We start from the raw sequence: 25,744 nt of genomic DNA on the forward strand, positions 1-25,744 counted from the left end.
AACTCTTTATCCAGTTCGAATGCTTTGTTTTTGAACCAGTTTAATTCTTGGTTTTGGTTGCTTGCAAATGCCCTTGACAGCCCACCCCAGTACATCACGTTGTTGGCGTCTTCCAGTGCTTTCAAATTTGTTTCACTGTAACTCTGCCCAAGTGCAATCGCAGGCAAAAATATCAAGGCCGAAATAATTTTTCGCATAATACTTCCATTATTCTAATTATTGACAAGCCAGATAACACTATTAGCAAGAAGCGTTCCATGTGAAGCCCCCGCTAACGGGCATAAATATCTAGCGATGTGTGTTATTGAACAGGCGGTTTGTTTTGGTTAATAACTTGCTTCACAAACATCAGTTCTTGTACATCAACCATACTAACCCCATTACGATTCCGACCCAGACGGCGGCGATTGACGACCACTTCAATGCGGACAGAAAGCCCGCACCGCTTGCATTACCAAATCTGAAGCCAAGACCCCATCGCCACCACTTGTTCACTGCGTAAGCTACCGGTGGGGCTGCTAAGAGGAATGCCCATAGCAAATCATCAGATGTGCCCTTGCCAGTTTGGGTGGCTGATATAGCGCTGGATGCGGTTCCTGATGCCATCAACAACCAGGCTCGTCGAAAAAGCGTCATACGATTCGTCCTTGAGTGTCACTTGCTTGAGTTGGTCTGGATACGCAGAAGTCGCAAAGTCGAGGGAATCCCTGCCAGGAACAAGATCAAAGCCATCAGCAGCATCACAGAGCCCACCAGGACGCCAACGCCCAATGCTTGCCGGAAGCTGGAGACGTATCCGAATTCCAATGAACAGATTCCGGCAATACTTGCTACCGGCATGCTTAACGCAGCGCCAAAAAGCCCCAAGAACAATTTCATACAGGTTTCCTTTTCGTTTTGAATTGTGATTGCGGTGATGGATGTAAAATATCTGAAAATCAGATATCTGAAAAGCGGATATAGCTTATGGGGCTGTCATTTACGGATAGCTACCATGCCCAAAGCAATATATCGGCCCGAACACGACGTATTCTTGGCCATTTTGAAGGCTCGCAGAATCGATTCAGGGATAACCCAAGCTGCCTGTTCTCACGCATTGGGTCGCCCCCAATCGTTCATGAGTGATGTCGAGAGGGGTGTTAGACGGTTGGATATAATTCAGATTCGTGACTTGTGTAAAGTATTGGGCTGCGGGCTAGTTGATGTAATTCAAGAATTTGAAGAAGAACTAAATAAGACTGGATTTTAGCCTTGCTGGAGTTTCAATAAAATCAAATGTGGATTTTTGCTAATTCCACATGATACCCCATTGCTACTAACCGCTGCGAATATTGTCGAAAGTTGACTTTTGAAAAAAATGGCATGTGTAAGGCTCCTCGGCTACCCTGCATAATGGCAAATATAATATGATTATGCCTAGGTAAGGCACTTGGATTGAATTCAAACGTATGTGGACCTTGAGCGGCAAGATGAATGTTAACTTGTTCGATTATTTCTGGGGCGTGTATAAGCGATTCCGCTGAAACATACGCTTGGGAAAAAAGGTGGCTTAATACACTGGATGAAGAATACTTCTTGACGTGTACGATATGATTATCTGATGTAAGAAGATCACAGAATTCGATGACGCTAGAAGCACCATTGACGCGTACATTGTGCTGATCTAGTAGGTGAAATGCTATACCATCTGAAATTCTACGTAGGTAGTCTCCCTCGTGTGCACCATTGTATCTTGGGAAGGTAATATTTGATCGTGGAAAATCGTCAAAATAACGATTCACTTGGCTTGCGTAATCAATGTTAATGCAGTACCAGTCACCCTCACTTAAAAGATAATTTTCACCGTCCAGTTCTACTTCTCCACTAAGGCACTCGTATAAAGTCCATGTATCAATCTTGTTGTAGTCAGTGCCATACAGATAGATTTTTGTGGATTTCGAAATTTCCACGGAAAGGTTTCCGACTAGTGCTTTTTCGATTAGACAGCTTTGCAAATCTAACTCAAATCCTAGGACTGGCCCGTTTCCGTTTCGCCCACGCTGTGATGTGTATGAAAAGCCTGAAAAGCTTTCATAGTCTATTACCCTCGGTGCGGCTATCCATACTTCGTAATAATTACCTTGGTTCACTAAGTTAATTAACAATTCATCCAGCTCTGACGAAAGCGCACTATCCCGTACCGGTACGATATGGTCCATCCAAGGGTATTTTTCTTTTCCCCTTTCATCTTCGTATGCTGTTATCAAACGCTGTGCAATTGCCGGGAGTTGTGAGAGTTGTACGTCTGTGTGCAAAGAAAGCGAGTCCGATCCACTTACAACTTCGTGTTCGTCACCTTCAACTGACTCAACAATACCGGTAAGGGATTTGAGTATTTCCGAATCAAACTTGAATTCAAATTCTGAAATTGAAAGATTTTTTGAAGACTGCGAACGAGATCGTAGAGGGATTTTGTCAATATTTGATTTGTCAATCGACTTAATAAGCTGCGGATCGGTCATGCTCAATGCTGTTCTTAATCCAAAATATCTTTCAATTGAAGCCTTGTCGATTAAGTGCCGGGCGTGACCAAAGGTAAAGCAGAAGACTCGGTCGTTCACGGCAAAAACTAGCACGCCCTGTAATGATCTTCCTCGCATTTGGGTCGTGTTTATTTCTTCAATTCCGCTGAACAAGTCAACCCATTTTGGTTTTGACGGGTTGGTTTGGTAGTAAAACAGACAGTTTATATTATCAATTTGAAACTGCTGTGGTTGAATGGCGTGCTCGTCGGATAACGCATCGTAGATAGTCCGGCCGGACTTCAGAAGAAACACATTAATCGTAAGCTTCATTGGTCAGTCCCTGATTGAATGCAGTCCAGCAGATGGTGCAGTGGAGTGTAGCCAATTTCATACGTATGGTTGGATTCAGTCCCGAATCAAGGAACCCAGTCTCTGATACGTAACGGGATCATCAAACGACCGTTTGGTGATGCGTGACATTAGACGTCATAAACGCATCAAAAAAATAGCCTTGCATGTTTGTTGATACCAATTTATAGTGATCCCACGTTTAATGATACGTGAGCACACACCATGTCCCGCACATTCCTATACTGCCGTGTTTCAACATCCACTCAATTCACTGCAAACCAAGTGCAGGAAGTGAAAGCAGCCGGATTCGACGTACAAGCAAGCCGGGTAATAGAAGAAATCATATCGGGCAGCATCGCTGCCAGTGAACGCCAAGGGTTTCAAAAGCTATTGGATCGAATGGAAACAGGTGACGTACTGATCGTGACCAAACTGGACCGATTGGGCCGAAACGCAATGGATGTGCGCCAAACCGTTGAGCATCTAGCTGGAATTGGAATTCGCGTACATTGCTTAGCATTAGGCGGCGTAGACCTGACCAGTCCGGCAGGCAAGATGACAATGCAGGTTTTGAGCGCCGTAGCTGAGTTTGAACGTGACCTGCTGATAGAACGCACTCAGCAAGGATTGATACGTGCCAAAGCTGAAGGAAAGCAGCTTGGTCGCCCCATGGCGGTAGAGACTACAAACAAAGTGCAACGATTAAAAAAGCAGGGGTTAATCCAGACACAGGTTGCCAGCGAACTAGGTATTGGGATTGCGACTGTCAAGCGTCACTGGAACGCCCCCACCACCTGATAGCGGGGGCTAGAAAATGTACCGCCCTTATTTGGGGTAAAGGGCTTATAGGGCCCAACGATGAGTTTACATTTAGTTTGTCATCGCCCCGCTGCAAATCATCGGTAATCGGCTAGGACAACACTTGACAAAGGTGTGGTGCTGAAATGTACACCACACCATATCATTTAAAGATCATCCGCCTCAAATCCACCCGCGTCAGCAGGTGTAGCCCGGTTACGCCTACCAAACGGCGGGACGGGAGCGGCCCCGTACAACAACTGACCATTCGCGATTACATAAGAAATCGGAATTTTAGGGTTATTTATGTCCTTGCCACCGTCTGCGTGCCATTTCTGTTCCCACTTGGAAAAATAAAATTCCAATTGATCAGGCATCAGAATATAAATCGCTTGAATTGCGATATGTTTGTACACAGCAAAAATCCATGGGACTTTCCTGTACTTTCCGATGATAACTGGGTTCATGTGGTGATGAGTTGAAAAGCTCACAACCAGCTCAGAATTCGCCGATTTTAGCTCGTACTCTTGACCATCAGCATCTACCGCGTCATTCCCTTCTCGACCAGGTAATACTTTCAGACCGAGACTCAACAAAACTTGCAGTAATTTACCACCATTATCCTGAAACACATCATCGATACCATGTTTGTTCGCCAAACTTTGATAGCGTTGAATAGAAGGCCACAAGCTTTCAAGCTCACTTAAATCATTATGTGGAACTAATTTCACTGTCTTCCTCCAACAGCGTGGACGGAGACACCCCCAAAGCAATCGCAAGCTTTTCAATATTGTCAATTGAAATATTGCGTTCACCACGCTCCACAGACCCTACGTACGTCCTGTGTAGCCCTGAAGCATCAGCCAAAGCTTCCTGCGACAGGTGTACGGCCTCTCTCATTTTTCTCAGGTTCGATGCGAACAAACGCCTCGTCGCTGAGGGCTTTATGTTTTTAGTCATGCGGGGGATAATCAGAGGTTGATGACAATGGATCTACAGACTATGAGTAGCTTTTTATGATGCACGACGCGACACCGGCGTATTCCACGGCAAACGGATCCATGTTCATTGGCGACTCGATGGAACTGCTAACAAAGCTTCCTGACAACAGTGTCAGCCTTGTAATGACGAGCCCGCCGTTTGCCCTACAGAGACAAAAGGAATACGGAAACCTTGATCAACATGCGTACATTGACTGGTTCTTAGGGTTTGCACGGTTGGTACATCAAAAGTTAAAAAGCGATGGCAGCTTTGTTGTCGACTTTGGCGGTGCTTATATGAAAGGAGTTCCCGTAAGAACTCTATATAATTTCCGCGTACTTATCAAAATGGTGGATGAACTAGGATACTTTCTCGCGGAAGACTTTTATTGGTTCAACCCTTCAAAACTTCCCAGCCCAATTGAGTGGGTAAACAAAAGAAAGGTCAGAGTTAAGGATTCGGTAAATACCGTCTGGTGGTTTAGCAAGACTGAATGGCCGAAAGCCGATATTACAAAAGTTCTTGCACCTTACAGTGACCGAATGAAAAAGCTAATTGAAGACCCTGCAAAATTTTACACACCTAAAACTCGACCATCAGGACATGAGATAGGCGCGAGCTTCGGCAAAGATAACGGTGGAGCTATCCCACCGAATCTTTTACAGATTCCAAACTCTGAATCTAACGGTGCTTATTTGGCTGCTTGCAAGTCACTTGGACTGAAAGGTCATCCGGCTAGATTCCCAACTAAGCTACCTGAGTTTTTTATTAAGATGCTTACAGAGCCAGGCGACTTGGTAGTTGATATTTTTGGCGGTTCCAATACCACCGGACAAGTTGCAGAGGCAGAAGGCAGAAATTGGTACAGCTTTGAGATGTTGCCTGAATATGTTGCTGCTTCAGCATTTCGATTCTTGGACAAAAGCTGCGACATTGAAGATTTGAAAAACATTCATGAGAAAATCCTCAACCACAGTTACGTGAACCTAGAGTCGTATCAGAAACAGCCACAACTCACATTTGAAAGTTAAATGTTAGATGCTTGACTGCAACCAAGTTAATCAGCGTTCAAAAATGAGCGCTGATATGAAAAACTAGTAACACATAGTGAATTTAACGCTTTCGCTGTACCCACATCGCTGATACATTTCCTACTCACGCTCTTGGGAAAGGGCGGTGAAAGACGTGGCTTTCGGACAATGTATGCTCACTTTCCAATACATCGACTACCCGGCCGATAACCACAAGCTGGGCTGGAACGAAATGCTCGCCTGGCTGCGCCAGAAGCGCTGGCAGAGCATGAGCTTCGGCGGCATCGTCTACCTGGTGCTGCTGGTGCCGGTGGTCAACCTGTTGATGATGCCGGCGGCAGTGGCCGGGGCGACGTTGTTCTGGGTGCGCGAACAGGGCGCCGAGGCCATGGCGACGCCGAAAGTGGTCAAGTCATAAATCCATCATCTGCATGACACAATGGCGACATGGCCCACGGCGACACTGTGGGTCATGACGACAGCTTCGCTCCACATCACTCTCATCACCGAAACCTTCCCGCCAGAGATCAACGGGGTGGCCAATACCCTTGGCCGCCTGTGCGAAGGTTTGCGCGCGCGTGGCCATCAAGTCGAACTGGTTCGCCCGCGCCAGGGCGCCGATGCAAGCCGGCCCAGCGATGATGGCTTGCTGCTCTGCCGTGGCTGGCCGCTGCCGGGTTACCCAGGCCTGCAATGGGGCCAGTCGTCGATGCACAAGTTGCTGCGCCGCTGGACACGCCAGCGCCCCGACGTGCTCTACATCGCCACCGAGGGCCCGCTGGGGCTGTCGGCGCTGCGGGCGGCGCGGCGCCTGGGAATCAGCGTGGTCAGCGGTTTTCACACCAATTTCCAGCAGTACTCCAACCAGTACGGCCTGAGCCTGTTAAGCCGCATGGTTACGCACTACCTGCGTTGGTTTCATAACCGTTCGACCTTGACCCTGGTGCCCAGCGCCAGCCAACGCCTGGAACTGGAGCGCCGGCATTTCGAGCGCCTGGGGATGCTGGCGCGCGGGGTGGACAGCCAATTATTCCACCCGGCCAAGCGTGACAACGCACTACGGGAAAGCTGGGGCCTGGAAAACGACGATATTGCCGTGCTGCACGTGGGGCGCCTGGCCCAGGAGAAAAACCTCGGGCTGCTCAAGCGCTGCTTTGACGCGCTGCAGGCAACTTATCCACAGCGTCGGCTGAAACTGATCATCGTCGGCGATGGCCCGCAACGCCCGATGCTCGAGCGCGACCTGCCCGACGCGGTGTTCTGTGGCACCCAGCGCGGCGAAGAACTGGCGCGGCATTACGCATCCGGGGATGTGTTCCTGTTCCCCAGCCTGACCGAAACCTTCGGCAATGTGGTGCTCGAGGCCATGGCCTCCGGGCTGGGTGTGGTGGCGTACGACCAGGCGGCGGCGACCCAGCATATCCGCCATGGTTACAACGGTGTGCTGGCCATGCCGGGTGATGAGGACGCGTTTTTCGATGCGGCCAGATGGTTGCTGGAAGACAGCGAACATTTGCGCAGGGCCCGCCTCAATGCACGCCAACATGCGAGCCGCCAGGGCTGGCCGGCGATTATCGAGCAGTTCGAGAACCAGTTACGCGATGTGTGCGCAGAACATTTGGCAGCTCCAACACTGCCTGACATTCGTTGAACCCTCTACGAATGACGTAGGCCAATTCCCGGTCCTGCCTGCCTACCCCTTGAATATTGGTTTCAACGGTAGGAATCCCTGCTTGGGACTGCCTGAATCGGCACGCCACAACAGGATATTTCCGGAACGTCGAACGAATTATCACCACTGATATGACACCTGCCGTAAGAGGGGGTGTGTCCCTGTGAAACACACTCGAACGAGGCAGGTCATTCATGCTGAAAAACTAATAGAGAGCACTATGTCGACACTGATAAATGGATCAATGGCGCTGAGATTCCAACCATTCAACCCCTCCGCATGGGCATCCCCATCCGGAAGCGGTCAAAACCACCAGAACCACGCAAACACTGGCTGGAACCGCCCGCAACCTTCGCGCCCGCAAAACAACTGGCAAACGGCGCAGAATGACTGGCAACGCCCATCGCACAACCATGACAACCGCCCGCAGTCCACACGCCCGCAAAACGCCTGGCGGCTGGCGCAGAACGACTGGCAACGCCCACCGCACAACCATGACAACCGCCCACAGTCCACACACTCGCAAAACGCCTGGCAGCCGGCGCAGAACGACTGGCAACGCCCGCAGCCCACTGACCGCCTTCCACTACCTGGGGGTACGCGCCCAAACCAGGAGTAATGTTCCGTCAGGCCACCTCAATGGGCACGTTCCGACCAGACGGACAGCACTTCTAGCTTTAATCCATATGGACCAAGGACAAGGCAATAAGCATTGAGGCGAATGATGGCCTGAACACAAGCGGAAGGCCGGGTATTCAATACCCAGCCTTTCGCCTGAAACAGCTAAACCCTCACGCTCAGCCGTCGATAGTGAACGCAGGCCTGGGCTCCCCCCTACACCAGGGTCGTCAACGCCTCGCGACTGAACGGCAGAATGTCGCCTTCACGACCTTCACGCACCTTCACGGCCCAATCCGGATCCACCAGCAGCGCACGGCCAACAGCGACCAGGTCGAACTCGTCGTTGTTCAAGCGCTCCAGCAGCTTTTCCAGACTGGCCGGTTGGGCAACCTTGTCGGTGTTGACCATGAACTGCAGGAATTCGCCATCCAGGCCGACACTGCCCACGGTGATCGTCGGTTTGCCCGTGAGTTGGCGGGTCCAGCCGGCGAGGTTGAGGTCGGAACCTTCGAACTCCGGCTCCCAGAAACGACGGGTGGAGCAGTGGAAAATATCCACACCGGCATCAGACAACGGCTTGAGGAATTCACCCAAGGCCTCGGGGGTTTGCACCAGGCGTGCGGTGTAGTCCTGCTGCTTCCACTGGGAGAAACGCAAGATGATCGGGAAGTCCGGGCCGACGGCGGCGCGGGTGGCCTGGATCAGTTCGATGGCAAAGCGCGAACGGTTGGCCAGGCTGCCGCCGTATTCGTCGGTGCGCTGGTTGCTGCCTTCCCAGAAGAACTGGTCAACCAGATAGCCGTGGGCGCCATGGATCTCCACGCCGTCCATGCCGATGCCCTGGGCATCCTTGGCGGCTTGGGCGAACGCGGCAATGACATCCTTGATGTCCTGGGTGGTCATGCCGTGGACGACCACGTTGCCATCCTTGAGTTTTTCCATCGGGCCGTAGGCCGGCACACTGGCGTCAGGCTCGGTACCGATGCGGCGCACACTGCCCACATGCCAGAGCTGCGGGACAATCTTGCCACCTTCGGCGTGCACGGCATCGACGACCTTCTTCCAGCCGGCCAGCGCCGCCTCGCCGTAGAAATGCGGGACATTCGGGTAGCCGTTGGAGGCCGGGTGACCGACCACGGTGCCTTCGGTAATGATCAGGCCCACGCCGGCAGCGGCACGGCGGCGGTAGTACTCGATGACCTTGGAATCAGGCACGCCACCTGGGGAAAACGAACGGGTCATCGGCGCCATGACCACGCGGGTCGACAGCTGCAGTGCACCGAGCTGGAACGGTTTGAACAAGGCTTGGACAGGCATGGGAGCACTCCGCGGAAGACGAGGTTTATGATGCGGATAATATGGGGAGTGCAGAGCGCTGAACAGCACTATTGATTTGGGTGATTAAGGGGTATGAAAGCAGCAGCCAGCTTCAAATCTGAAACTTGAAGCTGGGCCTGCAGCTGCTCAATTCAGGGCTTTTTCGATGGCCTGCACGACCGTCGGATCATCCGGTGCAGTGCGCGGCGAGAATCGCGCGAGGACCCGGCCATCCTTGCCCAGCAGGAATTTCTCGAAATTCCAGGTGATATCCCCTGGAAACTCGGCGCCCTCGCCCGCCAGCAAACGGTACAGCTGGTGACGCTCAGGGCCGTTCACATCGAGCTTGCTGCCCAGGGGGAAGGTCACGCCGTAGTTCAGGCTGCAGAACTCGCGGATTTCCTCCTCGGTGCCCGGTTCCTGGCCAGCAAACTGGTTGCACGGCAGGCCAAGCACGGTAAAACCCTGGGCCTTGTACTGCTGATAGAGGTTTTCCAACGCAGCGTATTGCGGGGTCAGGCCACACTTGGAGGCTACGTTGACCACCAGCACAACGTGCCCCTTGAAGGGCGCCAGCGGCAGCTCTTGTCCGTCCAAAGCTTTGAGTTTCAGGTCGTGGAAAGCACTCATGACGAACTCCAGATTTCCCATGTTCTTAGCAAAGCAGCGCTTCGAGATTACAACCCGCAAGCCTGCAATCATAGACGCCGATTGCAAAACTTGCCTGCGGATTACTGAGCGGTCGGCCACGGCAGAATAGGAATCGCCGTCACCGCGTTCTGCGGGCTGCCTTCGATCAAGCGGTCACTGTAGACCAGGTACACCAGGGTATTGCGCTTCTTGTCGAGGAAACGCACCACCTGCATGGTCTTGAACACCAGCGAGGTGCGCTCCTTGAACACTTCGTCGCCGTCCTTGAGCTCGCCCTTGAAGCGAATCGGGCCGACCTGACGGCAGGCGATCGAGGCTTCGGCACGGTCTTCGGCCAAGCCCAGGCCACCTTTCACGCCGCCGGTCTTGGCGCGTGACAAATAGCAGGTCACGCCGTCGACCTTGGGGTCATCGAACGCTTCGACCACAATCCGGTCGTTGGGGCCGACGAACTTGAACACCGTCGACACCTGGCCAACTTCTTCGGCCGAAGCCAGCAGCGGCAGGGCCAGCAGCAGGCCGAGCAATCCCTTCATCACGCGCATCGTGTATTCCCTTTGTTTAGACCAGAATCAGGTTATCGCGGTGAACCAGTTCCGGTTCCGCCATGTAACCCAAGAGTCCGACAATCGCGTCAGACGATTGTCCAATGATTTTCTGCGCTTCCAGGGCGCTGTAGTTGGCCAGGCCACGGGCGATCTCACGACCGTCGGGCGCCACGCACACCACCATCTCGCCACGGCGGAAGCTGCCCTGCACCAACTTGACGCCCACCGGCAGCAGGCTCTTGTGGCCCTGAGACAACGCCGACACCGCACCATCGTCGAGCACCAGGGTGCCGCGGGTTTGCAGGTGCCCGGCCAGCCATTGCTTGCGCGCCGCCAGCATGCCGCGTTCGGGCGACAGCAACGTACCGATGCGCTCACCCGCCTTGAGGCGATCCAGCACACGCTCCAGGCGCCCACCGACGATGATGGTGTGGGCCCCGGAACGTGCTGCCAGGCGTGCTGCGCGCAACTTGGTCTGCATGCCGCCACGCCCCAGGGCGCCGCCGACGCTGCCGGCCACGGCGTCGAGCGCCGGGTCATCAGCGCGCGCTTCGTAGATCAGTTGGGCATCGGGGTTGTGGCGCGGGTCGGCGTCGAACATGCCGTCGCGGTCGGTGAGGATCACCAGCAGGTCGGCCTCCACCAGGTTGGCCACCAGCGCGGCCAGGGTGTCGTTATCACCGAAACGGATCTCGTCGGTGACCACGGTGTCGTTCTCGTTGATCACCGGGATGACCTTAAGCTCCACCAACGCACGCAAGGTGCTGCGGGCGTTGAGGTAACGCTTGCGGTCGGACAGGTCATCGTGGGTCAGCAGGATCTGCGCCGTGTGGCGGCCATGCTCGGCAAAGCTGGATTCCCAGGCTTGCACCAGGCCCATCTGGCCGATGGCGGCGGCGGCTTGCAGTTCGTGCATCGCGCTGGGTCGCGCGGTCCAGCCGAGGCGGCTCATCCCGGCGGCAACCGCCCCGGACGACACCAGCACCAACTCGACACCCGCCTCATGCAAGGCCACCATCTGCTCGACCCAGACGCTCATGGCTGCACGATCCAGGCCTTTGCCATCTGCCGTCAGCAGCGCACTTCCGATCTTTACGACCCAGCGCTGCGCACCTGTCACTTTGCTCCGCATCATCTTCAACCTTAGATAGAGGGCCGCGCGACCCAGCGCTGGCCATAACGTTATACCCGGATACCAAAACGCCGCTCCAGGGAGCGGCGTTCGAGTTTATCGCAACCTATCAGTCGCGCACGTAAATGATTTCCGGACCGTCTTCATCATCCACGTCTTCTTCGTCCCAATCATCGTCGCCGATATCATGGACCGACTTCACGCCGCTGCGACGCAAGGCACGCTGGTCGTCCAGGGCCTGCAACTGGGCACGGGCCTCGTCTTCGATCTGCTGATCGAGTTCGGCGAGTTCGGCCTTGAATACCGGGTCGGCCGCCAGACGGTCGGCACGGTCTTCCAGGTAGCGCATGATGTCGCGGGTCAGGCGCTCGGTGCCTTCTTTGGCGATCGCCGAGATCACGTAGACCGGACCTGTCCATTCCAGGCGATCGACGATTTCCTTGACGCGCTCCTCGTGCTCTTCCTCGAGGATCTGGTCGCACTTGTTCAGCACCAACCAGCGATCACGCTCGGCCAGGGCCGGGCTGAACTTGGTCAGTTCGCTGACGATCACTTCGGCGGCGTCCGGTGCACTGGTGTCATCCAATGGCGCCATGTCGACGAGGTGCAGCAGCAAACGGGTGCGGGACAAATGCTTGAGGAAGCGAATCCCCAGGCCAGCACCGTCGGAAGCCCCTTCGATCAGGCCGGGAATGTCGGCGATCACGAAGCTTTTCCAGCGGTCGACGCTGACCACGCCCAGGTTTGGCACCAGGGTGGTGAACGGGTAGTCGGCGACTTTCGGCTTGGCGGCCGACACCGAGCGGATGAAGGTACTTTTGCCGGCGTTCGGCAGGCCCAGCAGGCCCACGTCAGCCAGTACTTTCATTTCCAGCTTCAGGTCGCGTTGCTCGCCCGGCTTGCCCGGCGTGGTCTGGCGCGGTGCACGGTTGGTACTGGACTTGAATCGGGTGTTACCCAGACCGTGCCAGCCGCCCTGTACAACCATCAGTTTCTGGCCGGCCTTGGTCAGGTCGCCAATCACTTCCTGGGTCGCGGAGTCGATGATCGTGGTGCCGACCGGTACACGCAGTACCAGGTCTTCGCCTTTTTTACCGGTGCAGTCGGTGCTGCCGCCGTTGGAGCCACGCTCGGCATCGAAGTGCCGGGTGTAACGGTAGTCGACCAGGGTGTTGAGGTTTTCGTCGGCCATCATGTAGATGGAACCGCCGTCACCGCCGTCACCGCCGTTAGGGCCACCGTTTTCGATGAATTTTTCGCGACGGAAACTCATGCAACCGTTACCGCCGTCGCCTGCTTTTACTCGGATGGAAACTTCATCAACGAACTTCATAACAAAACGCCTCTCGCCGCATGGACGAGCTTAAGAAACCAAGACATAAGACTCTTGCAAAAATGAGCGCAGGGACCTCAATCAACAGCCGCAAATCCAGCTGCTTGAGCCCATTACAAACAGCTTTGCAAGAGACTCACTCCACAAACGAAAAAGCCCCGTCGCAAGACAGGGCTTTTCCAGCGATCGCGCAATTAAGCGGCGACAACGCTCACGTAACGGCGGTTGAACGCGCCTTTTACTTCAAACTTGATCACGCCTTCGATTTTCGCGAAGAGGGTGTGATCTTTACCCATGCCAACACCGTAACCGGCGTGGAATTGGGTGCCGCGCTGACGCACGATGATGTTGCCCGGAATGATTTTCTGGCCGCCATACATCTTAACGCCAAGGCGTTTGGCTTCTGAGTCGCGACCGTTACGGGTACTACCACCAGCTTTTTTGTGTGCCATGAGTCAATTCTCCTAGTGAGGAATTAGGCTGAAATTAAGCCTGAATACCGGTGATTTTGATCTCGGTGTACCACTGGCGGTGGCCCATACGCTTCATGTGGTGCTTACGACGACGGAACTTGATGATGCGGACTTTATCGTGACGACCTTGGGAGATCACTTCAGCCACAACGGTAGCGCCAGCAACAACTGGAGCGCCGATGTTCACGTCATCGCCATTGGCGACCAACAGAACGCGATCAAAGGTAACGGATTCGCCGGTAGCGATTTCCAGTTTTTCGATCTTCAGGTATTCACCTGGGGCGACCTTGTATTGCTTGCCACCAGTAACAATTACTGCGTACGACATGGTATTTCTCCGATAATCCTGCTCACCCAGCGCTTTATAAGAAGAGGTATTGGCTGGCATGGCTGCATGGGATGGACGTCCCGAATGCAATTGCGTAAGGCAGGTGCTGCCCAGGAAGTTCAGGGTGCGCGATTGTACGCAAGGTAAATGGGTGTTGCAAGTGGCCGTCTATCGCGCCTTGACACCCGGGGGTCAGGGTCCTAGCATGCCGCGCAACCCTTCTGGAGCGACTGTCGCTGATGCAACCCCAAGCTTTCTACCGCGCGGTCGCGGACGATTTTAGCGCCGTCGACGGCATCATCAAGCAGCAGCTGACGTCTAAAGTGCCGCTGGTCTCCAAAATTGGCGACTATATTACGTCGGCGGGCGGTAAACGCCTGCGTCCTTTATTAGTGCTGCTGTGTGGCAAGGCCCTGGGCCGCGAAGGCGATGACCTGCGCCTGCTGGCCGCCACCATCGAGTTCCTGCACACCGCGACCCTGCTGCATGACGACGTGGTCGACATGTCCGGCATGCGCCGTGGCCGCGAGACCGCCAATGCGATGTGGGGCAATGCCCCGAGCGTGCTGGTGGGCGACTTCCTGTACTCGCGCTCGTTCGAAATGATGGTCGAGCTGGGCTCGATGCCGGTGATGAAGATTCTTTCCCAGGCCACGCGCATCATCGCTGAAGGCGAAGTGCTGCAGCTGTCCAAGGTTCGCGACGCCAGCACCACCGAAGAAACCTATATGGAAGTGATTCGCGGCAAGACCGCGATGCTCTTCGAAGCCTCCACACACAGTGCCGCCGCGCTCTGTGGCGCGACCGCCGAGCAGGCCGAAGCCCTGCGTACCTTCGGTGATCACCTGGGCGTGGCGTTCCAACTGGTGGACGACCTCCTCGACTACCGTGGCGATGCAGAAACCCTGGGCAAGAACGTCGGCGACGACCTGGCCGAAGGCAAACCGACCTTGCCGCTGATCTACACCATGCGCGAAGGCACGCCGGAACAGGCGGCACTCGTGCGCAAGGCGATCCAGAAAGGCGGGATCGAAGACCTGGAGGCCATCCGCGCTGCCGTGGAAGCTTCCGGTTCCCTGGAGTACACCGCGCAACTGGCGCGTGACTACGTAGCCCGTGCGATCCAGTGCCTGCAAGCCCTGCCGGCCAGCGAGTACCGGGATGCCCTGGTTGAGCTGAGTGAGTTTGCGGTCGCCCGTACTCACTAAGCCATACCTACAATGTGGGAGGGGGGCTTGCTCCCGATCGCGGTGGATCAGCCAGTCGATATATCGGCTGGAACACCGTCATCGGGGCAAGCCCCCTCCCACATTTGGATTTCATACAGCCTGCAACATCACAAAACCCTATATAATGTGCGACTTTTAGTCATCCCTGAATCTCAAGGAGCTTTAGTGAGCACGTTGCCACCCTGCCCGAAATGCAATTCCGAATACACCTATGAAGACGGCGCCCAGCTGATCTGCCCGGAATGCGCCCATGAGTGGTCCGCCAATGGCGAGGCCGAAGCAGCCGGCGATGAAACCGTGAAGAAAGACTCTGTGGGCAACGTCCTGCAGGACGGCGACACCATCACCGTGATCAAAGACCTCAAGGTCAAGGGTACGTCCCTGGTCGTGAAGGTCGGCACCAAGGTCAAGAACATCCGCCTGTGCGATGGCGACCACGATATCGATTGCAAGATCGACGGTATCGGCCCGATGAAACTCAAGTCCGAGTTCGTGCGCAAAGTCTGAACCTGCTGCATCCATCCCGCGCCCGCGCGGGATGGCGTTTTGCCCTCCCTGTTGACCCCTCGCAATATCCACACAGAAAAACCAGGAAACTGCCAATAGGCACTTGCTATTCTACGAATAAGAATTATTCTCATTGAAACCCATCAAGGAGATGTACCCATGACTTATTTGATAGATGCCTGGCTCGACCGCCCACACCCTTACCTGCGCATCCTTCATCGGGAAACCGGCGAAGTCTGTGCGGTGCTGGAAGAAGAAGCGCTGAATGAATTGCAGGATCAGGGTGACCTGGACGTCAACGGCCTGAGTTCGAGTGAACCAGGAGTGCTCAAGGAAGTGGTGCGTAATCTGTTTCTGTTCTGCTATGCCCGAGCGTTGCGCCCGGCGACGGAGCTCAATGGCAAATTTCATCCATGAGGAAACCAGCAAAACACTGTAGGAGCGAGCTTGCTCGCGAAGACCGCATAAACAACGCGCTCATCCAGGATGCCCGCGTCATCGTTGACGTTTTTCGCGAGCAAGCTCGCTCCTACAGGTAATCAAAAGCAGGTCTTACAGAACGTCGAGCAGTTCGACGTCGAATACCAGCACGCTGTGCGGCGGAATGCTGCCAACGCCTTGAGCGCCGTAAGCCAATTCGCTCGGCACGTACAGGCGCCATTTGCTGCCGGCATTCATCAGTTGCAGGGCTTCGGTCCAGCCGGCGATCACGCCGCCTACCGGGAATTCTGCAGGCTGGCCACGCTCGTAGGAGCTGTCGAACACCGTGCCGTCGATCAAGGTGCCGTGGTAGTGAGTACGAACCTGGTCTTCACGGGTCGGCTTGGCGCCGTCACCGGCGGTCAGCACTTCAAATTGCAGGCCGGAAGCCAGGGTGGTGATGCCATCACGCTTGGCGTTTTCAGCCAGGAACGCCAGGCCAGCGCCTGCGGCGGCTTCAGCCTTGGCAGCAGCCTCGGCTTGCATGATTTCGCGGATGACCTTGAAGCTGGCGGCCATTTGCTCCTGGTCAACACGGCTTGGTTTGCCGGCGAATGCATCGGTCAGGCCAGCCAGGATCGCGTCCAGGCTCACACCCGGTGGTGGGTTGTCGCGCAGTTGGTCGCCCAACTGACGGCCGATACCGTAGCTGACGCGGGTTTCGTCGGTGGACAGATTAACTTCGGACATGAAGAGGCTCCGCTGTAGGGCAGCACTGGAAACAGTGATGTGCGCGCCGCCCTGAACTAAAAGGGCCAGCAGACTAGCACACAAGACCCGCTCGTGATGAGCCCTGCACGGCAGAGCGGCACCGGGATCGCGACGCTTCGTCGCACGCACGATAAAAGCGCTTCAGATTCAAACCCTTTCGCCGATACAGGCCTACACACCTTGGCTGGCTCAAACAACAACACCGTCCAGCAGACAAAAAATCACCTTCGCGGAGCATTCGATGAACAGCTGGTTCGGTAACATCAGCGTCAACCTCAAACTGGGCCTGGGCTTTGGCCTGGTACTGGTCCTCACCTCAATCCTGGCCTTCACCGGCTGGACCAGCCTCGGCAGCCTGATCGACCGTAGTAACTGGATGAGCGATATCACCCAGCTCAACGCGTCGCTGACCAAACTGCGCATCGTGCGCCTGCAATACATGCTCGCTAACGGCGACGAAGCCGTGGCGCAGAACGTGCAGACCAGCCTGGACACCTTCGCTGCCCAGCAACAGAAACTCCTGGACAGCTTCAAGAGCCCGGAAAACGTCAAGCTGCTCAACGAGCAGAAAGCCATCATCACGGCTTATCAGCAATCCCTGAACAAAATGCGTGAGGCTTACCGTAACGGTAATACCTCTCGCCAAATGATGGGCGACAAGGCCGATATCGCCAACGCCCAAATCGACGCGCTGGAAGCCAGTGTGAAGCAAATGCCCGACAGCGCGGAGCACCTTGCACAGTTCCAGGCCGTGGCCGACGCCAAGATGCAGTTCCAGTTGGCCCGCTATGAAGTACGTGGCTACACCGGCAACGTCAACCCGGATACCGAAGCCCGCGCTGCCGCACAAATCGAAAAAGCCATCAGTGGCTTGAAAGACCTCAGCGCCGCCTTCGGCGCCAGCCAGCAAAGCGCACTGACCTCTTTGGAAACCGCCCTTGGCGCCTATCGCAGCGCCGTGCAGAACTACAAGGCCGCCAACGCCAACATTGTCGCCGCCCGTGCTGAAATGACCACCCAGGGTGCCGACATCGTCACCATCAGTGACAAGCTCTACGACATCCAGTTGAACCGCCGTGACGCCGAAAGTGCACAAGCCCGTAGCCTGCAATTGATCAGCACCTTGCTTGCACTGCTGGTCGGCATCATTGCTGCCTGGGTGATCACCCGCCAGATCACCCGCCCGATCCAGGAAACCCTGGCCGTGGTTGAGCGCATCGCCTCCGGCGACCTGAGCCACAATATCCAGGTCACCCGTCGCGATGAGCTGGGCGTACTGCAACAAGGCATCCAGCGCATGGGCACCACCTTGCGTGAACTGATCAGCGGGATTCGCGACGGCGTGACCCAGATCGCCAGCGCCGCCGAAGAACTGTCGGCCGTCACCGAGCAGACCAGCGCCGGTGTGAACAGCCAGAAGATCGAGACCGATCAGGTCGCCACGGCAATGCACGAAATGACCGCCACCGTGCAGGAAGTCGCACGCAACGCCGAGCAAGCTTCTCTGGCCGCCGCCGACGCTGACGGCCAGGCCCGCGCAGGCGATAAAGTGGTGGCCGAGGCCATCGCCCAGATCGAACGCCTGGCCGCCGAAGTGGAGCGCTCCACCGACGCCATGGCGCACCTGCAACAAGAGAGCAACAAGATCGGCAGCGTGATGGACGTGATCAAGGCGGTGGCCGAACAGACCAACTTGCTGGCCCTCAACGCAGCGATCGAAGCGGCGCGTGCCGGTGAAGCCGGTCGCGGCTTTGCCGTGGTCGCCGACGAAGTGCGCGGCCTGGCCCAGCGCACGCAGAAATCCACCGAGGAAATCGAAGGCCTGGTCGCCGGCTTGCAGAACGGTACCCAGCAAGTTGCCAACGTGATGAACAACAGCCGCAGCCTCACCGACAGCAGTGTCGAACTGACGCGCAAGGCCGGAGTGTCACTGGAAAACATCACCCGCACAGTGTCGAACATACAGTCGATGAACCAGCAGATCGCCGCCGCCGCCGAACAACAAAGCGCCGTGGCCGAAGAGATCAGCCGCAGCATCGTGAATGTGCGTGACGTGTCCGAGCAGACCGCCACCGCGAGCGATGAGACGGCAAAATCGAGCGTGGAACTGGCACGTTTGGGTAGCCAGTTGCAGCAGATGGTCAGTCACTTCCGGGTTTAAGAAACCAAAAAGCCGCTTCGGTATTACCCGAAGCGGCTCCACTTCTCAGACCTTACAGGTCATCGAAGCTGTCCCGCAGGAATGTCCACACGTGATAAACACGTACGGCATTCACTACGAGGTTCCATGTACGTCGTGCAAACCTAGACATACTCGGCCCTCCGTGAGTTGGGCCTTACCTCCAGCGCACTTACCGGAACATGTGAGCCTTTGGATGCACGTCAGTGCTCCTGTGAGGCGGCTGGGTTGATGGTCCTCCCGCATTAATCCGGCACGGATTGCAAGCCCGTGGCAGTCGGTCCAAAATTTGCGCGCGAACCCAGCCAACCTTCCTCACGATGAACACAGAACGCGGGTGATGCTAGCTCAGCCATCTACGCCAAGGTGTTACAAGTAACAACTAATCGCCCTCAAAAGTTGTTGCTGTTCTTTGCAATTGAAAACCAATAGAACCAGTTATCGTCAGCCCTTGTATAAAACCTTAAAGCAGCAGTAGTATTCTCCAACACGTCAGTGCTCCTGTGAGACAGCAACCCCAGCCGCAAACTGGGATTGCAATAAAAAACCGCCTACCAAGGCGGTTTTTTATTGCCTGCAATTTGCCGATCAGCCCTCGCCTTCCTCAACAAACACCACCCGATTCCCAAACGGATCCTTGATGCTCATCTCCCGCGATCCCCAAGGCGTTTGCTCGACTTCTGGCTTGGCATAACGATAATCCTTGTCCTGCAATAGCTGCTGATATGCGTCCACCCCTTGCGCCTGAATCCGCACCGCCGCGCCCGGCGAAGCATCGCCATGATGCTCGGATAAATGCAGCACGCACTCCCCCAACGACACCTGCAGATACAGCGGGAAATTCACCTCGAAGCGATGCTGCCAATCGACCTTGAACCCCAGGAAGTCGACGTAGAACTCCAAGGCCTTGGCCTCATCGAAAATCCGCAGGATGGGGGTAACTTTTCCTAAGTGCATGGCAACCGCTCCGTGTATGAAAGCGCCCACTATAGAGTCGAAAACCCATCACGCAAATCCCCACTGCGCGCCAGGAATCGCCCCGATCGCTGACCGTTCGCCCGACCATCGCTGTAGCTCAATACGCCGTTGACCCACACGCCATCAATGCCTTGCGCTGCACGCTGAGGTTCATTGAAGTCCGCCACATCCCGTACCCGCAACGGGTCGAACAACACAAGGTCGGCCCAGTGCCCTTCACGAATTTCACCACGCTCGGATAACCCAAAACGCGCTGCCGACAAGCCGGTCATCTTGTGCACGGCGGTATGCAACGGGAACAACCCGACATCCCGGCTGAAATGCCCCAGCACCCGTGGAAACGCCCCCCACAAGCGTGGGTGTGGAAACGGATCTTCGGGCAACCCATCAGACCCCACCATCGACAATGGATGCGCAAGGATGCGTCGCACATCCGCTTCATCCATCCCGTAGTACACCGCCCCCGCAGGCTGCAGACGACGGGCGGCGTCCATCAGGGAGACGTCCCATTCGCCGGCAATGTCCTGCAAGTCGCGCCCACCCACTTCCGGGTGCGGCGTCGACCAGGTAATCGTGATGCGAAACGCGTCGGTCACCTGCTTGAGGTCCAGGGTCGAGGAACTGGCCGCATAGGGATAACAATCACACCCCACCGGATGGGTTTTAGCCGCTGATTCCAACGCTGCCAACAGCTGCGGACTACGCCCCCAGTTCCCCGCTCCCGCACATTTGAGGTGGGAAATGATCACCGGTACCTGTGCGTGCCGGCCAATCAGAAAAGCCTCGTCCATCGCCTCCAGCACCGGTTCGAATTCGCTGCGCAAATGGGTGGTGTACACCGCACCGAAGGACGTGAGTTCTTCACTCAGTTGCAGCACTTCATCGGTCTCGGCACTGAACGCGCTGGCGTAGGCCAGGCCTGTGGATAAACCGAGGGCGCCGGCTTCGAGACTCTCGTGCAACTGCACGCGCATGGCGGCGATTTCATCCGGTGTGGCAGTGCGATGCAGGTCGTCCATGTGGTTACTGCGCAGCGCCGTGTGACCGATCAATGCCGCAACGTTGACCGCTGGATGAGCGCTTTCAACGGCGCTGCGATAGTCGCTGAAACGGGGATAAACAAACGCTGCAGCGCTGCCCAACAAGTTCATCGGGTCCGGCGGATCGCTGCGCAAACTCACCGGTGAGGCGCTGATGCCACAGTTGCCGACAATCACCGTGGTCACGCCCTGGCTGAGCTTGGGCAGCATCTGTGGCTGGCGGATGACCACCGTGTCGTCATGGGTGTGGACATCGATAAAGCCCGGCGCCAGCACACGGCCAGTCGCATCGATTTCATGCGCGGCCACCGCCGTCGATAAGTCGCCAATGGTCTCGATGCGCCCGTCACGCAGCCCCACATCGGCGACAAACCCTTCGGTGTTGCTGCCATCGATGATCAGCGCCTGGCGAATCAGCGTGTCGTACGTCATATCAATCTCCAAGCGGCAGGCTGTCAGGGCCGCCGCGATAATCGTCGAGGGCCAGCTTGATCCGGCGCAAACGTTCCTGGTTGTCGTCGGGCAGGGCCAGCGCCAGCTCGGTGGCGAGCAGGTCGATGGCCAGCAGCATGCCGTAGCGCGCCGCCGTGGGTTTGTAGATAAAACTGGTTTCGGCCGGTTGCAGCGGCAGCAGCACATCCGCCAACTGCGCCAGGGGCGAGTCGGCCAGGGTGATGGCGACGATGCGCGCGTCGTAGTTGCGCGCCAGCGCCACCACATCAAGCAACTCGGGGGTGAGGCCGGTGAGCGAGCAGACGATCAGCGCGTGTTCCGGCCCCAGGGTTGCCGCCGTGACACGCATCATCACCGGGTCGTGGCTGGCGGCAATCGGGTAGCCCAGGCGAACCAGGCGCACCTGCAATTCATCGCTGCACAAACTCGACGGCCCGCCCATGCCGAACGCGTGGATCATCCGCGCCTTCCCCAGCAGGTTGACCGCATCGACAAAACTCGCCTGGTTGAAACCCGACAAATGCTGGCGCAGCGTCGCCTCGATATCGCCAAGAATCTGCCGATGAAACGCCGACTGCTCAGGCAACCCCGCCGGGTCCAGGAAGCGGCTGCCGACGCCGCTGGCCTGGGCCAGTTGCAGGCGCAGGTCGCGCAAATCCCGGCAACCGACACTGCGGGCAAACCGCGATAAGGTCGCGGTACTGACCTCGGCGCGTTGGGACAGCTCTTCCAGGCTGGCCGAGGCGGCAAAGCCCACATCCTCCAGCATCAGCCTGGCGATACGCCCTTCGCCGGCGCTGAAGGAATCCTGGCGGGCGCGGATCTGGTAGAGGATGTCCATGGAGGCTCCGGGTTACAAAATGCAGGACAGACCGTAAGTCAGACCGAAGGCAACCACAGAGATCAGGGTCTCCAATACGGTCCAGGTCTTGAAGGTCTGGATCACCGTCATATTGAAGTATTCCTTGATCAGCCAGAAGCCGCCGTCGTTAACGTGGGAAAAGATCACCGAACCCGCGCCAGTAGCCAACACCAGCAATTCCGGGTGTGGATAACCCAGGCCCAGGGCGACCGGGGCTACCACGCCCGAAGCCGTAGTCATGGCTACCGTGGCTGAGCCCGTCGCAATCCGCATCAACGCCGCGAACAGCCAGCCCATCACCAGCGGCGACAAGTGGAAGGCATGGGCTAGGCCGAGGATCTCATGAGTGACGCCTGCATCCACGAGGATCCGGTTCAGGCCACCGCCCGCGCCCACCAGCAAGGTGATACTCGCGGTCGGCGCCAGGCATTCATTGGTGAACCTGAGGATCGACTCGCGGTTGAAGCCCTGCGCCAGGCCCAGGGTCCAGAAACTCACCAGGGTCGCCACCAGCAGCGCGATCACCGAGTTGCCGATAAACAGCAGGAACTGGTTGAAGCCCGTACCCGGGGTGGAAATCACGTTGGCCCAACCGCCGATCATCATCAGCACCACCGGCAACAGGATGGTGCCCATGGTCAGTGCAAAGCTCGGCAAACGCTCACGGGGTTCGCGCTCGATGAACTGGCGTTCCAGCGGGTTTTCCGCCGGCAGGTGAATACGCGGCACGATGAATTTGGCGTACACCGGGCCGGCGATGATCGCCGTCGGGATACCGATGAGGATCGCATAGAGCACGGTCTGCCCCACCGACGCGTTATACGCCAGCACGGCCATCATCGCCGCCGGGTGCGGCGGCACCAACGCATGCACCACCGACAAGCCGGCAACCATTGGCAGGCCGACCATCAGGATCGACACCCCCACGCGCCGCGCCACGGTAAAGGCGATCGGCACCAGCAATACAAAGCCCACTTCGAAAAACAGCGGCAGCCCCACCAGGAAGGCGATGCACACCATGGCCCAATGGGCATTACGTTCGCCGAAACGGTTGATCAGCGTGCGCGCCACCTGCTCGGCACCACCGGACTCGGCCATCATCTTGCCGAGCATGGTGCCCAGCGCCACGACCAGGGCGATATGCCCCAGGGTTTTGCCGACGCCCGCCTCGTAGGAACCCATGATGGTGTCCGCCGGCATCCCGGCCATCAGCGCCAGGCCGATGGACACCAGGGTGATGACGATAAACGGGTTGAGCCGGTAACGTGCGATCAGCACGATCAAAGCAATGATGGCGATGGCAGCGTATGCCAACAGCCCGAAGCCCGGTGATGCGGCCATGCGGTACTCCTCGGAAAGGGTCACGTCGAGTTGGTTGTGAAACTCATAAATCATTACCGAGGAGCATTTTCAAATTTTATGAAAGTAACTTTCGCCCACAGATAAGCGCTGTCGCGTTGGGGTATGCCCAAGGGCCGCGCATGAAAATTCGGGGGGTGTTCTTACATGAAGTTCAGAGAAGGCTGGAAACTCAACGAAGAGGCTTGAGTCATAGAATGCACATCCACCGATGCCAGGAAAATCGAGCATGATTCGCACCACACTCGCCGCCGGCGCCCTGCTTCTCGCCGTGTGCGGCACTGCCGCCGCTGCCGACAACCCGGCGCTGAAAAAATGCATGGACGGCGCCAATACCACTGCCGACATGGTCAGCTGCAACGTCAAGGAAACCAAGGTGCAAGACACGCGCCTGAACAAAGCCTACAAAACCGCCCTCGCCGCCCAGGAAGGCAACCGCAGGCAGCAACTGCAGGACCTGCAGCGCCTGTGGATCAAGTACCGTGACGCCAATTGTGCCTTCGTCGGCTCCGCTACCGGCGGCACCATCGACCAGGTCAACGGCACCGGCTGCGTGCTGGACATGACCCAGACCCGCGCCCAGGAACTGGAAGACCTGGTCGGGCCGTAATGCAAGGCTGCATCGCCCTCTGTAGGAGCGAGCTTGCTCGCGAAGATCGCCAACGACAACGCGGGCTTTCTGGATGCCCGCGGCGCTCTCTGGTTTTTCGCGAGCAAGCTCGCTCCTACAGGGGTATGTGATCAGTCGTGGTGAACCTTGGCACGCTTGAGCAGCTTCTTGCAGCGTTCGGACAAATGCAGCACGCGCAAATGCTTGCCGGCCTTGCTGTAGCGCTCGCGCAGGGTCATCAGTGCGGCAATCGCCGAGTAGTCGACAAAGCTCAGGTGACGACAATCCAGCGTCACCTGGGCGGGGTCGTTGGCCGGGTCGAACTGGTTCAGGAACGGCGTCGTCGAGGCAAAGAACAGCGTACCGTGCAGGCGATAGAGCTTGCTGCCATCCGCTTCCAGATGCTCATCGGCGTACAGCTCACGGGCCTGTTGCCAGGCAAAGTTCAGTGCTGCGATCACGATGCCGCACAGCACGGCGGTGGCCAGGTCGGTGAACACCGTGATCACTGTTACCGCGATAATCACCAGCACATCATTGAGCGGCACCTTGTTGATCACCCGCAGGGACGCCCAGGCGAAGGTCTGCTGGGACACCACGAACATCACCCCCACCAGCGCCGCCAGCGGGATCCGCTCGATCAGCGGTGACAGAAACAAAATAAACAGCAGGATCATCACCCCGGCGAACACCCCGGAGAAACGTCCACGCCCGCCAGAGCTGAGGTTGATCACGGTTTGCCCGATCATCGCGCAACCGCCCATCCCGCCGAACAGGCCCGAGAGCATATTCGCCGCGCCCAGGGCCACGCTTTCGCGGTCGGGGTAGCCACGGGTCTCGGTGATTTCGTCGGTGAGGTTCAGGGTCAGCAGGGTTTCCAGCAGGCCGACCATGGCCATCAGGAACGCATAGGGGGCGATGATGCCGAGGGTTTCCAGGGTCCAGGGGATCTGCGGCAGCGCGAAGCTCGGCAGGCCGCCGGCGATGTGGGCCATGTCGCCGAGGGTACGGGTCGGCAGGCCGAGCAGGTACACGGCCAGGCCCACGCCAAGGATCGCCACCAGGGCCGGCGGCACCGCACGGGTGATGCGCGGCAGCAGGTAGACGATGGCCATGGTCACCAGCACCAGGCCCGTCATCACGTACAACGGCGTACCGCTGAGCCAGCGTTCACCGTTCTTGAAATGTTCCAACTGGGCCAGGGCAATGATGATCGCCAGGCCGTTGACGAACCCCAGCATCACCGGGTGCGGCACCATGCGCACCAGCTTGCCCAGGCGCAACAGGCCGAACGCGACCATGATCAGCCCGCCCAGCAGCACCGTAGCCAGCAGGTATTCCACGCCGTGCTGCACCACCAGCGCGACGATCACCACCGCCATCGAGCCTGCCGCCCCGGACACCATGCCGGGCCGGCCGCCGAACAACGCCGTGAGGGTGCAGATGATAAAGGCGCCGTACAGCCCCATCAGCGGGTTGAGGTGAGCCACCAGGGCAAAGGCGATGCATTCGGGCAGCAGCGCAAAGGACGTGGTGAGGCCGGCCAGGGCATCGGCGCGCAGACGAGTGAGGTTCATGAGGTACCAAAAAGTATAA

25 protein-coding genes and 4 pseudogenes are annotated in these 25,744 nt (G+C 57.0%); 12 read left to right on the forward strand and 17 right to left on the reverse strand.

The window, feature by feature from the left end; genetic code table 11:
- Positions 1-654: 654 nt before the first annotated feature.
- The gene (locus V3W40_RS29935) at positions 655-879 is read right to left on the reverse strand and encodes a hypothetical protein (RefSeq protein WP_330216221.1); all 225 of its coding nucleotides are present in this window, start codon (positions 877-879) and stop codon (positions 655-657) included.
- A gap of 115 nt (positions 880-994) precedes the next feature.
- On the opposite strand from V3W40_RS29935, the gene V3W40_RS29940 reads away from it, so the two are divergent.
- Positions 995-1,249 carry a helix-turn-helix domain-containing protein gene (locus V3W40_RS29940; RefSeq protein WP_330216222.1) on the forward strand — a complete coding sequence of 85 codons (255 nt, stop codon included), beginning with the start codon at positions 995-997 and terminating at the stop codon, positions 1,247-1,249.
- A gap of 22 nt (positions 1,250-1,271) precedes the next feature.
- Here the strand turns inward: V3W40_RS29940 and V3W40_RS29945 are convergent, their stop codons facing one another.
- The gene (locus tag V3W40_RS29945; RefSeq protein WP_330216223.1) at positions 1,272-2,834 is read right to left on the reverse strand and encodes a TIGR04141 family sporadically distributed protein; all 1,563 of its coding nucleotides are present in this window, start codon (positions 2,832-2,834) and stop codon (positions 1,272-1,274) included.
- A 243-nt stretch (positions 2,835-3,077) separates the two neighbouring features.
- On the opposite strand from V3W40_RS29945, the gene V3W40_RS29950 reads away from it, so the two are divergent.
- Complete coding sequence (locus tag V3W40_RS29950; protein WP_330216224.1) at positions 3,078-3,653, forward strand: recombinase family protein; 576 nt, start codon at positions 3,078-3,080, stop codon at positions 3,651-3,653.
- A gap of 167 nt (positions 3,654-3,820) precedes the next feature.
- On the opposite strand, the gene V3W40_RS29955 is transcribed toward V3W40_RS29950, so the two are convergent.
- Together V3W40_RS29955 and V3W40_RS29960 are read right to left on the reverse strand one after the other, a co-directional pair.
- Positions 3,821-4,384, reverse strand: a complete 564-nt coding sequence (locus V3W40_RS29955; protein ID WP_330216225.1) for a hypothetical protein — start codon at positions 4,382-4,384, stop codon at positions 3,821-3,823.
- Complete coding sequence (locus tag V3W40_RS29960) at positions 4,365-4,613, reverse strand: helix-turn-helix domain-containing protein (protein WP_330216226.1); 249 nt, start codon at positions 4,611-4,613, stop codon at positions 4,365-4,367. Before V3W40_RS29960 ends, V3W40_RS29955 begins: the two co-directional genes overlap by 20 nt.
- Before the next feature lie 56 nt (positions 4,614-4,669).
- Here V3W40_RS29960 and V3W40_RS29965 point away from each other — a divergent pair, with 56 nt between their 5' ends.
- From V3W40_RS29965 to V3W40_RS29975, 3 genes and pseudogenes are all read left to right on the forward strand, one after another.
- The gene (locus V3W40_RS29965) at positions 4,670-5,665 is read left to right on the forward strand and encodes a DNA-methyltransferase (protein WP_330216227.1); all 996 of its coding nucleotides are present in this window, start codon (positions 4,670-4,672) and stop codon (positions 5,663-5,665) included.
- A gap of 154 nt (positions 5,666-5,819) precedes the next feature.
- Positions 5,820-6,083: pseudogene (locus V3W40_RS29970) on the forward strand (EI24 domain-containing protein); the annotation flags it as partial.
- Positions 6,084-6,137: 54 nt separating this feature from the next.
- Positions 6,138-7,316: a glycosyltransferase family 4 protein gene (locus tag V3W40_RS29975; RefSeq protein WP_330216229.1), complete on the forward strand. Its 1,179-nt coding sequence runs from the start codon at positions 6,138-6,140 to the stop codon at positions 7,314-7,316.
- An 855-nt stretch (positions 7,317-8,171) separates the two neighbouring features.
- Here V3W40_RS29975 and V3W40_RS29980 read toward each other — a convergent pair.
- The 7 genes from V3W40_RS29980 to rplU form a co-directional block, all read right to left on the reverse strand.
- A complete protein-coding gene (locus tag V3W40_RS29980) occupies positions 8,172-9,275 on the reverse strand; it encodes an NADH:flavin oxidoreductase (RefSeq protein WP_065925973.1) in 1,104 nt (367 codons plus the stop codon).
- Positions 9,276-9,422: 147 nt separating this feature from the next.
- Positions 9,423-9,905, reverse strand: a complete 483-nt coding sequence (locus V3W40_RS29985; protein ID WP_330216230.1) for a glutathione peroxidase — start codon at positions 9,903-9,905, stop codon at positions 9,423-9,425.
- A 101-nt stretch (positions 9,906-10,006) separates the two neighbouring features.
- Positions 10,007-10,471, reverse strand: coding sequence for a CreA family protein (locus V3W40_RS29990; RefSeq protein ID WP_027607650.1), 465 nt, complete (start codon positions 10,469-10,471; stop codon positions 10,007-10,009).
- Positions 10,472-10,487: 16 nt separating this feature from the next.
- Complete coding sequence (proB, locus tag V3W40_RS29995) at positions 10,488-11,606, reverse strand: glutamate 5-kinase (RefSeq protein WP_065925971.1); 1,119 nt, start codon at positions 11,604-11,606, stop codon at positions 10,488-10,490.
- Between the two features lie 109 nt (positions 11,607-11,715).
- Entirely contained in the window at positions 11,716-12,939 is a 1,224-nt protein-coding gene (gene cgtA / locus V3W40_RS30000; RefSeq protein WP_015885843.1) for an Obg family GTPase CgtA, read from the reverse strand.
- 194 nt (positions 12,940-13,133) lie between these two features.
- Complete coding sequence (rpmA, locus tag V3W40_RS30005; protein WP_003176049.1) at positions 13,134-13,391, reverse strand: 50S ribosomal protein L27; 258 nt, start codon at positions 13,389-13,391, stop codon at positions 13,134-13,136.
- A 34-nt stretch (positions 13,392-13,425) separates the two neighbouring features.
- Positions 13,426-13,740 carry a 50S ribosomal protein L21 gene (rplU, locus tag V3W40_RS30010; RefSeq protein WP_003176051.1) on the reverse strand — a complete coding sequence of 105 codons (315 nt, stop codon included), beginning with the start codon at positions 13,738-13,740 and terminating at the stop codon, positions 13,426-13,428.
- Between the two features lie 239 nt (positions 13,741-13,979).
- Here rplU and V3W40_RS30015 point away from each other — a divergent pair, with 239 nt between their 5' ends.
- The 3 genes from V3W40_RS30015 to V3W40_RS30025 all read left to right on the forward strand — a co-directional run bounded on the left by V3W40_RS30015 (position 13,980) and on the right by V3W40_RS30025 (position 15,893).
- Positions 13,980-14,948 (forward strand): polyprenyl synthetase family protein, encoded by a 969-nt coding sequence (locus tag V3W40_RS30015; protein WP_027607652.1) that lies wholly within the window; start codon positions 13,980-13,982, stop codon positions 14,946-14,948.
- A 186-nt stretch (positions 14,949-15,134) separates the two neighbouring features.
- Positions 15,135-15,476 (forward strand): zinc ribbon domain-containing protein YjdM, encoded by a 342-nt coding sequence (locus V3W40_RS30020; protein WP_017254008.1) that lies wholly within the window; start codon positions 15,135-15,137, stop codon positions 15,474-15,476.
- A gap of 159 nt (positions 15,477-15,635) precedes the next feature.
- Positions 15,636-15,893: a PA4570 family protein gene (locus V3W40_RS30025; RefSeq protein WP_003194088.1), complete on the forward strand. Its 258-nt coding sequence runs from the start codon at positions 15,636-15,638 to the stop codon at positions 15,891-15,893.
- Between the two features lie 135 nt (positions 15,894-16,028).
- Here V3W40_RS30025 and V3W40_RS30030 read toward each other — a convergent pair whose 3' ends face one another.
- A complete protein-coding gene (locus V3W40_RS30030) occupies positions 16,029-16,646 on the reverse strand; it encodes an FKBP-type peptidyl-prolyl cis-trans isomerase (RefSeq protein WP_003176055.1) in 618 nt (205 codons plus the stop codon).
- A 262-nt stretch (positions 16,647-16,908) separates the two neighbouring features.
- Here V3W40_RS30030 and V3W40_RS34975 point away from each other — a divergent pair.
- The 3 pseudogenes from V3W40_RS34975 to V3W40_RS34985 form a co-directional block, all read left to right on the forward strand.
- Positions 16,909-17,706, forward strand: a pseudogene (locus V3W40_RS34975) (methyl-accepting chemotaxis protein); the annotation flags it as partial.
- Positions 17,707-17,871: 165 nt separating this feature from the next.
- A pseudogene (locus tag V3W40_RS34980) lies at positions 17,872-17,925 on the forward strand (hypothetical protein); the annotation flags it as partial.
- A 309-nt stretch (positions 17,926-18,234) separates the two neighbouring features.
- A pseudogene (locus V3W40_RS34985) lies at positions 18,235-18,828 on the forward strand (methyl-accepting chemotaxis protein); the annotation flags it as partial.
- A gap of 606 nt (positions 18,829-19,434) precedes the next feature.
- On the opposite strand, the gene V3W40_RS30040 reads toward V3W40_RS34985, so the two are convergent.
- The 4 genes from V3W40_RS30040 to V3W40_RS30055 are packed head-to-tail and all read right to left on the reverse strand — an operon-like array spanning position 19,435 to position 23,520.
- Entirely contained in the window at positions 19,435-19,803 is a 369-nt protein-coding gene (locus V3W40_RS30040) for a glyoxalase superfamily protein (RefSeq protein WP_330216231.1), read from the reverse strand.
- 29 nt (positions 19,804-19,832) lie between these two features.
- Positions 19,833-21,296 carry an N-acyl-D-amino-acid deacylase family protein gene (locus tag V3W40_RS30045; protein ID WP_065925968.1) on the reverse strand — a complete coding sequence of 488 codons (1,464 nt, stop codon included), beginning with the start codon at positions 21,294-21,296 and terminating at the stop codon, positions 19,833-19,835.
- 1 nt (position 21,297) lies between these two features.
- Positions 21,298-22,158 (reverse strand): MurR/RpiR family transcriptional regulator, encoded by an 861-nt coding sequence (locus V3W40_RS30050; protein ID WP_065925967.1) that lies wholly within the window; start codon positions 22,156-22,158, stop codon positions 21,298-21,300.
- Positions 22,159-22,170: 12 nt separating this feature from the next.
- Positions 22,171-23,520, reverse strand: coding sequence for a GntT/GntP/DsdX family permease (locus tag V3W40_RS30055; RefSeq protein ID WP_235865606.1), 1,350 nt, complete (start codon positions 23,518-23,520; stop codon positions 22,171-22,173).
- Positions 23,521-23,767: 247 nt separating this feature from the next.
- Between V3W40_RS30055 and V3W40_RS30060 the strand changes: the two genes are divergently transcribed.
- Positions 23,768-24,148: a lysozyme inhibitor LprI family protein gene (locus V3W40_RS30060; protein WP_065925965.1), complete on the forward strand. Its 381-nt coding sequence runs from the start codon at positions 23,768-23,770 to the stop codon at positions 24,146-24,148.
- Between the two features lie 131 nt (positions 24,149-24,279).
- Here the strand turns inward: V3W40_RS30060 and V3W40_RS30070 are convergent, their stop codons facing one another.
- Positions 24,280-25,725 (reverse strand): SulP family inorganic anion transporter, encoded by a 1,446-nt coding sequence (locus V3W40_RS30070; RefSeq protein WP_065925964.1) that lies wholly within the window; start codon positions 25,723-25,725, stop codon positions 24,280-24,282.
- Positions 25,726-25,744 lie beyond the last annotated feature (19 nt).

Origin of the sequence: Pseudomonas sp. AM8 (genome assembly GCF_036346475.1) — a bacterium.
GTDB lineage: Bacteria > Pseudomonadota > Gammaproteobacteria > Pseudomonadales > Pseudomonadaceae > Aquipseudomonas > Aquipseudomonas marginalis.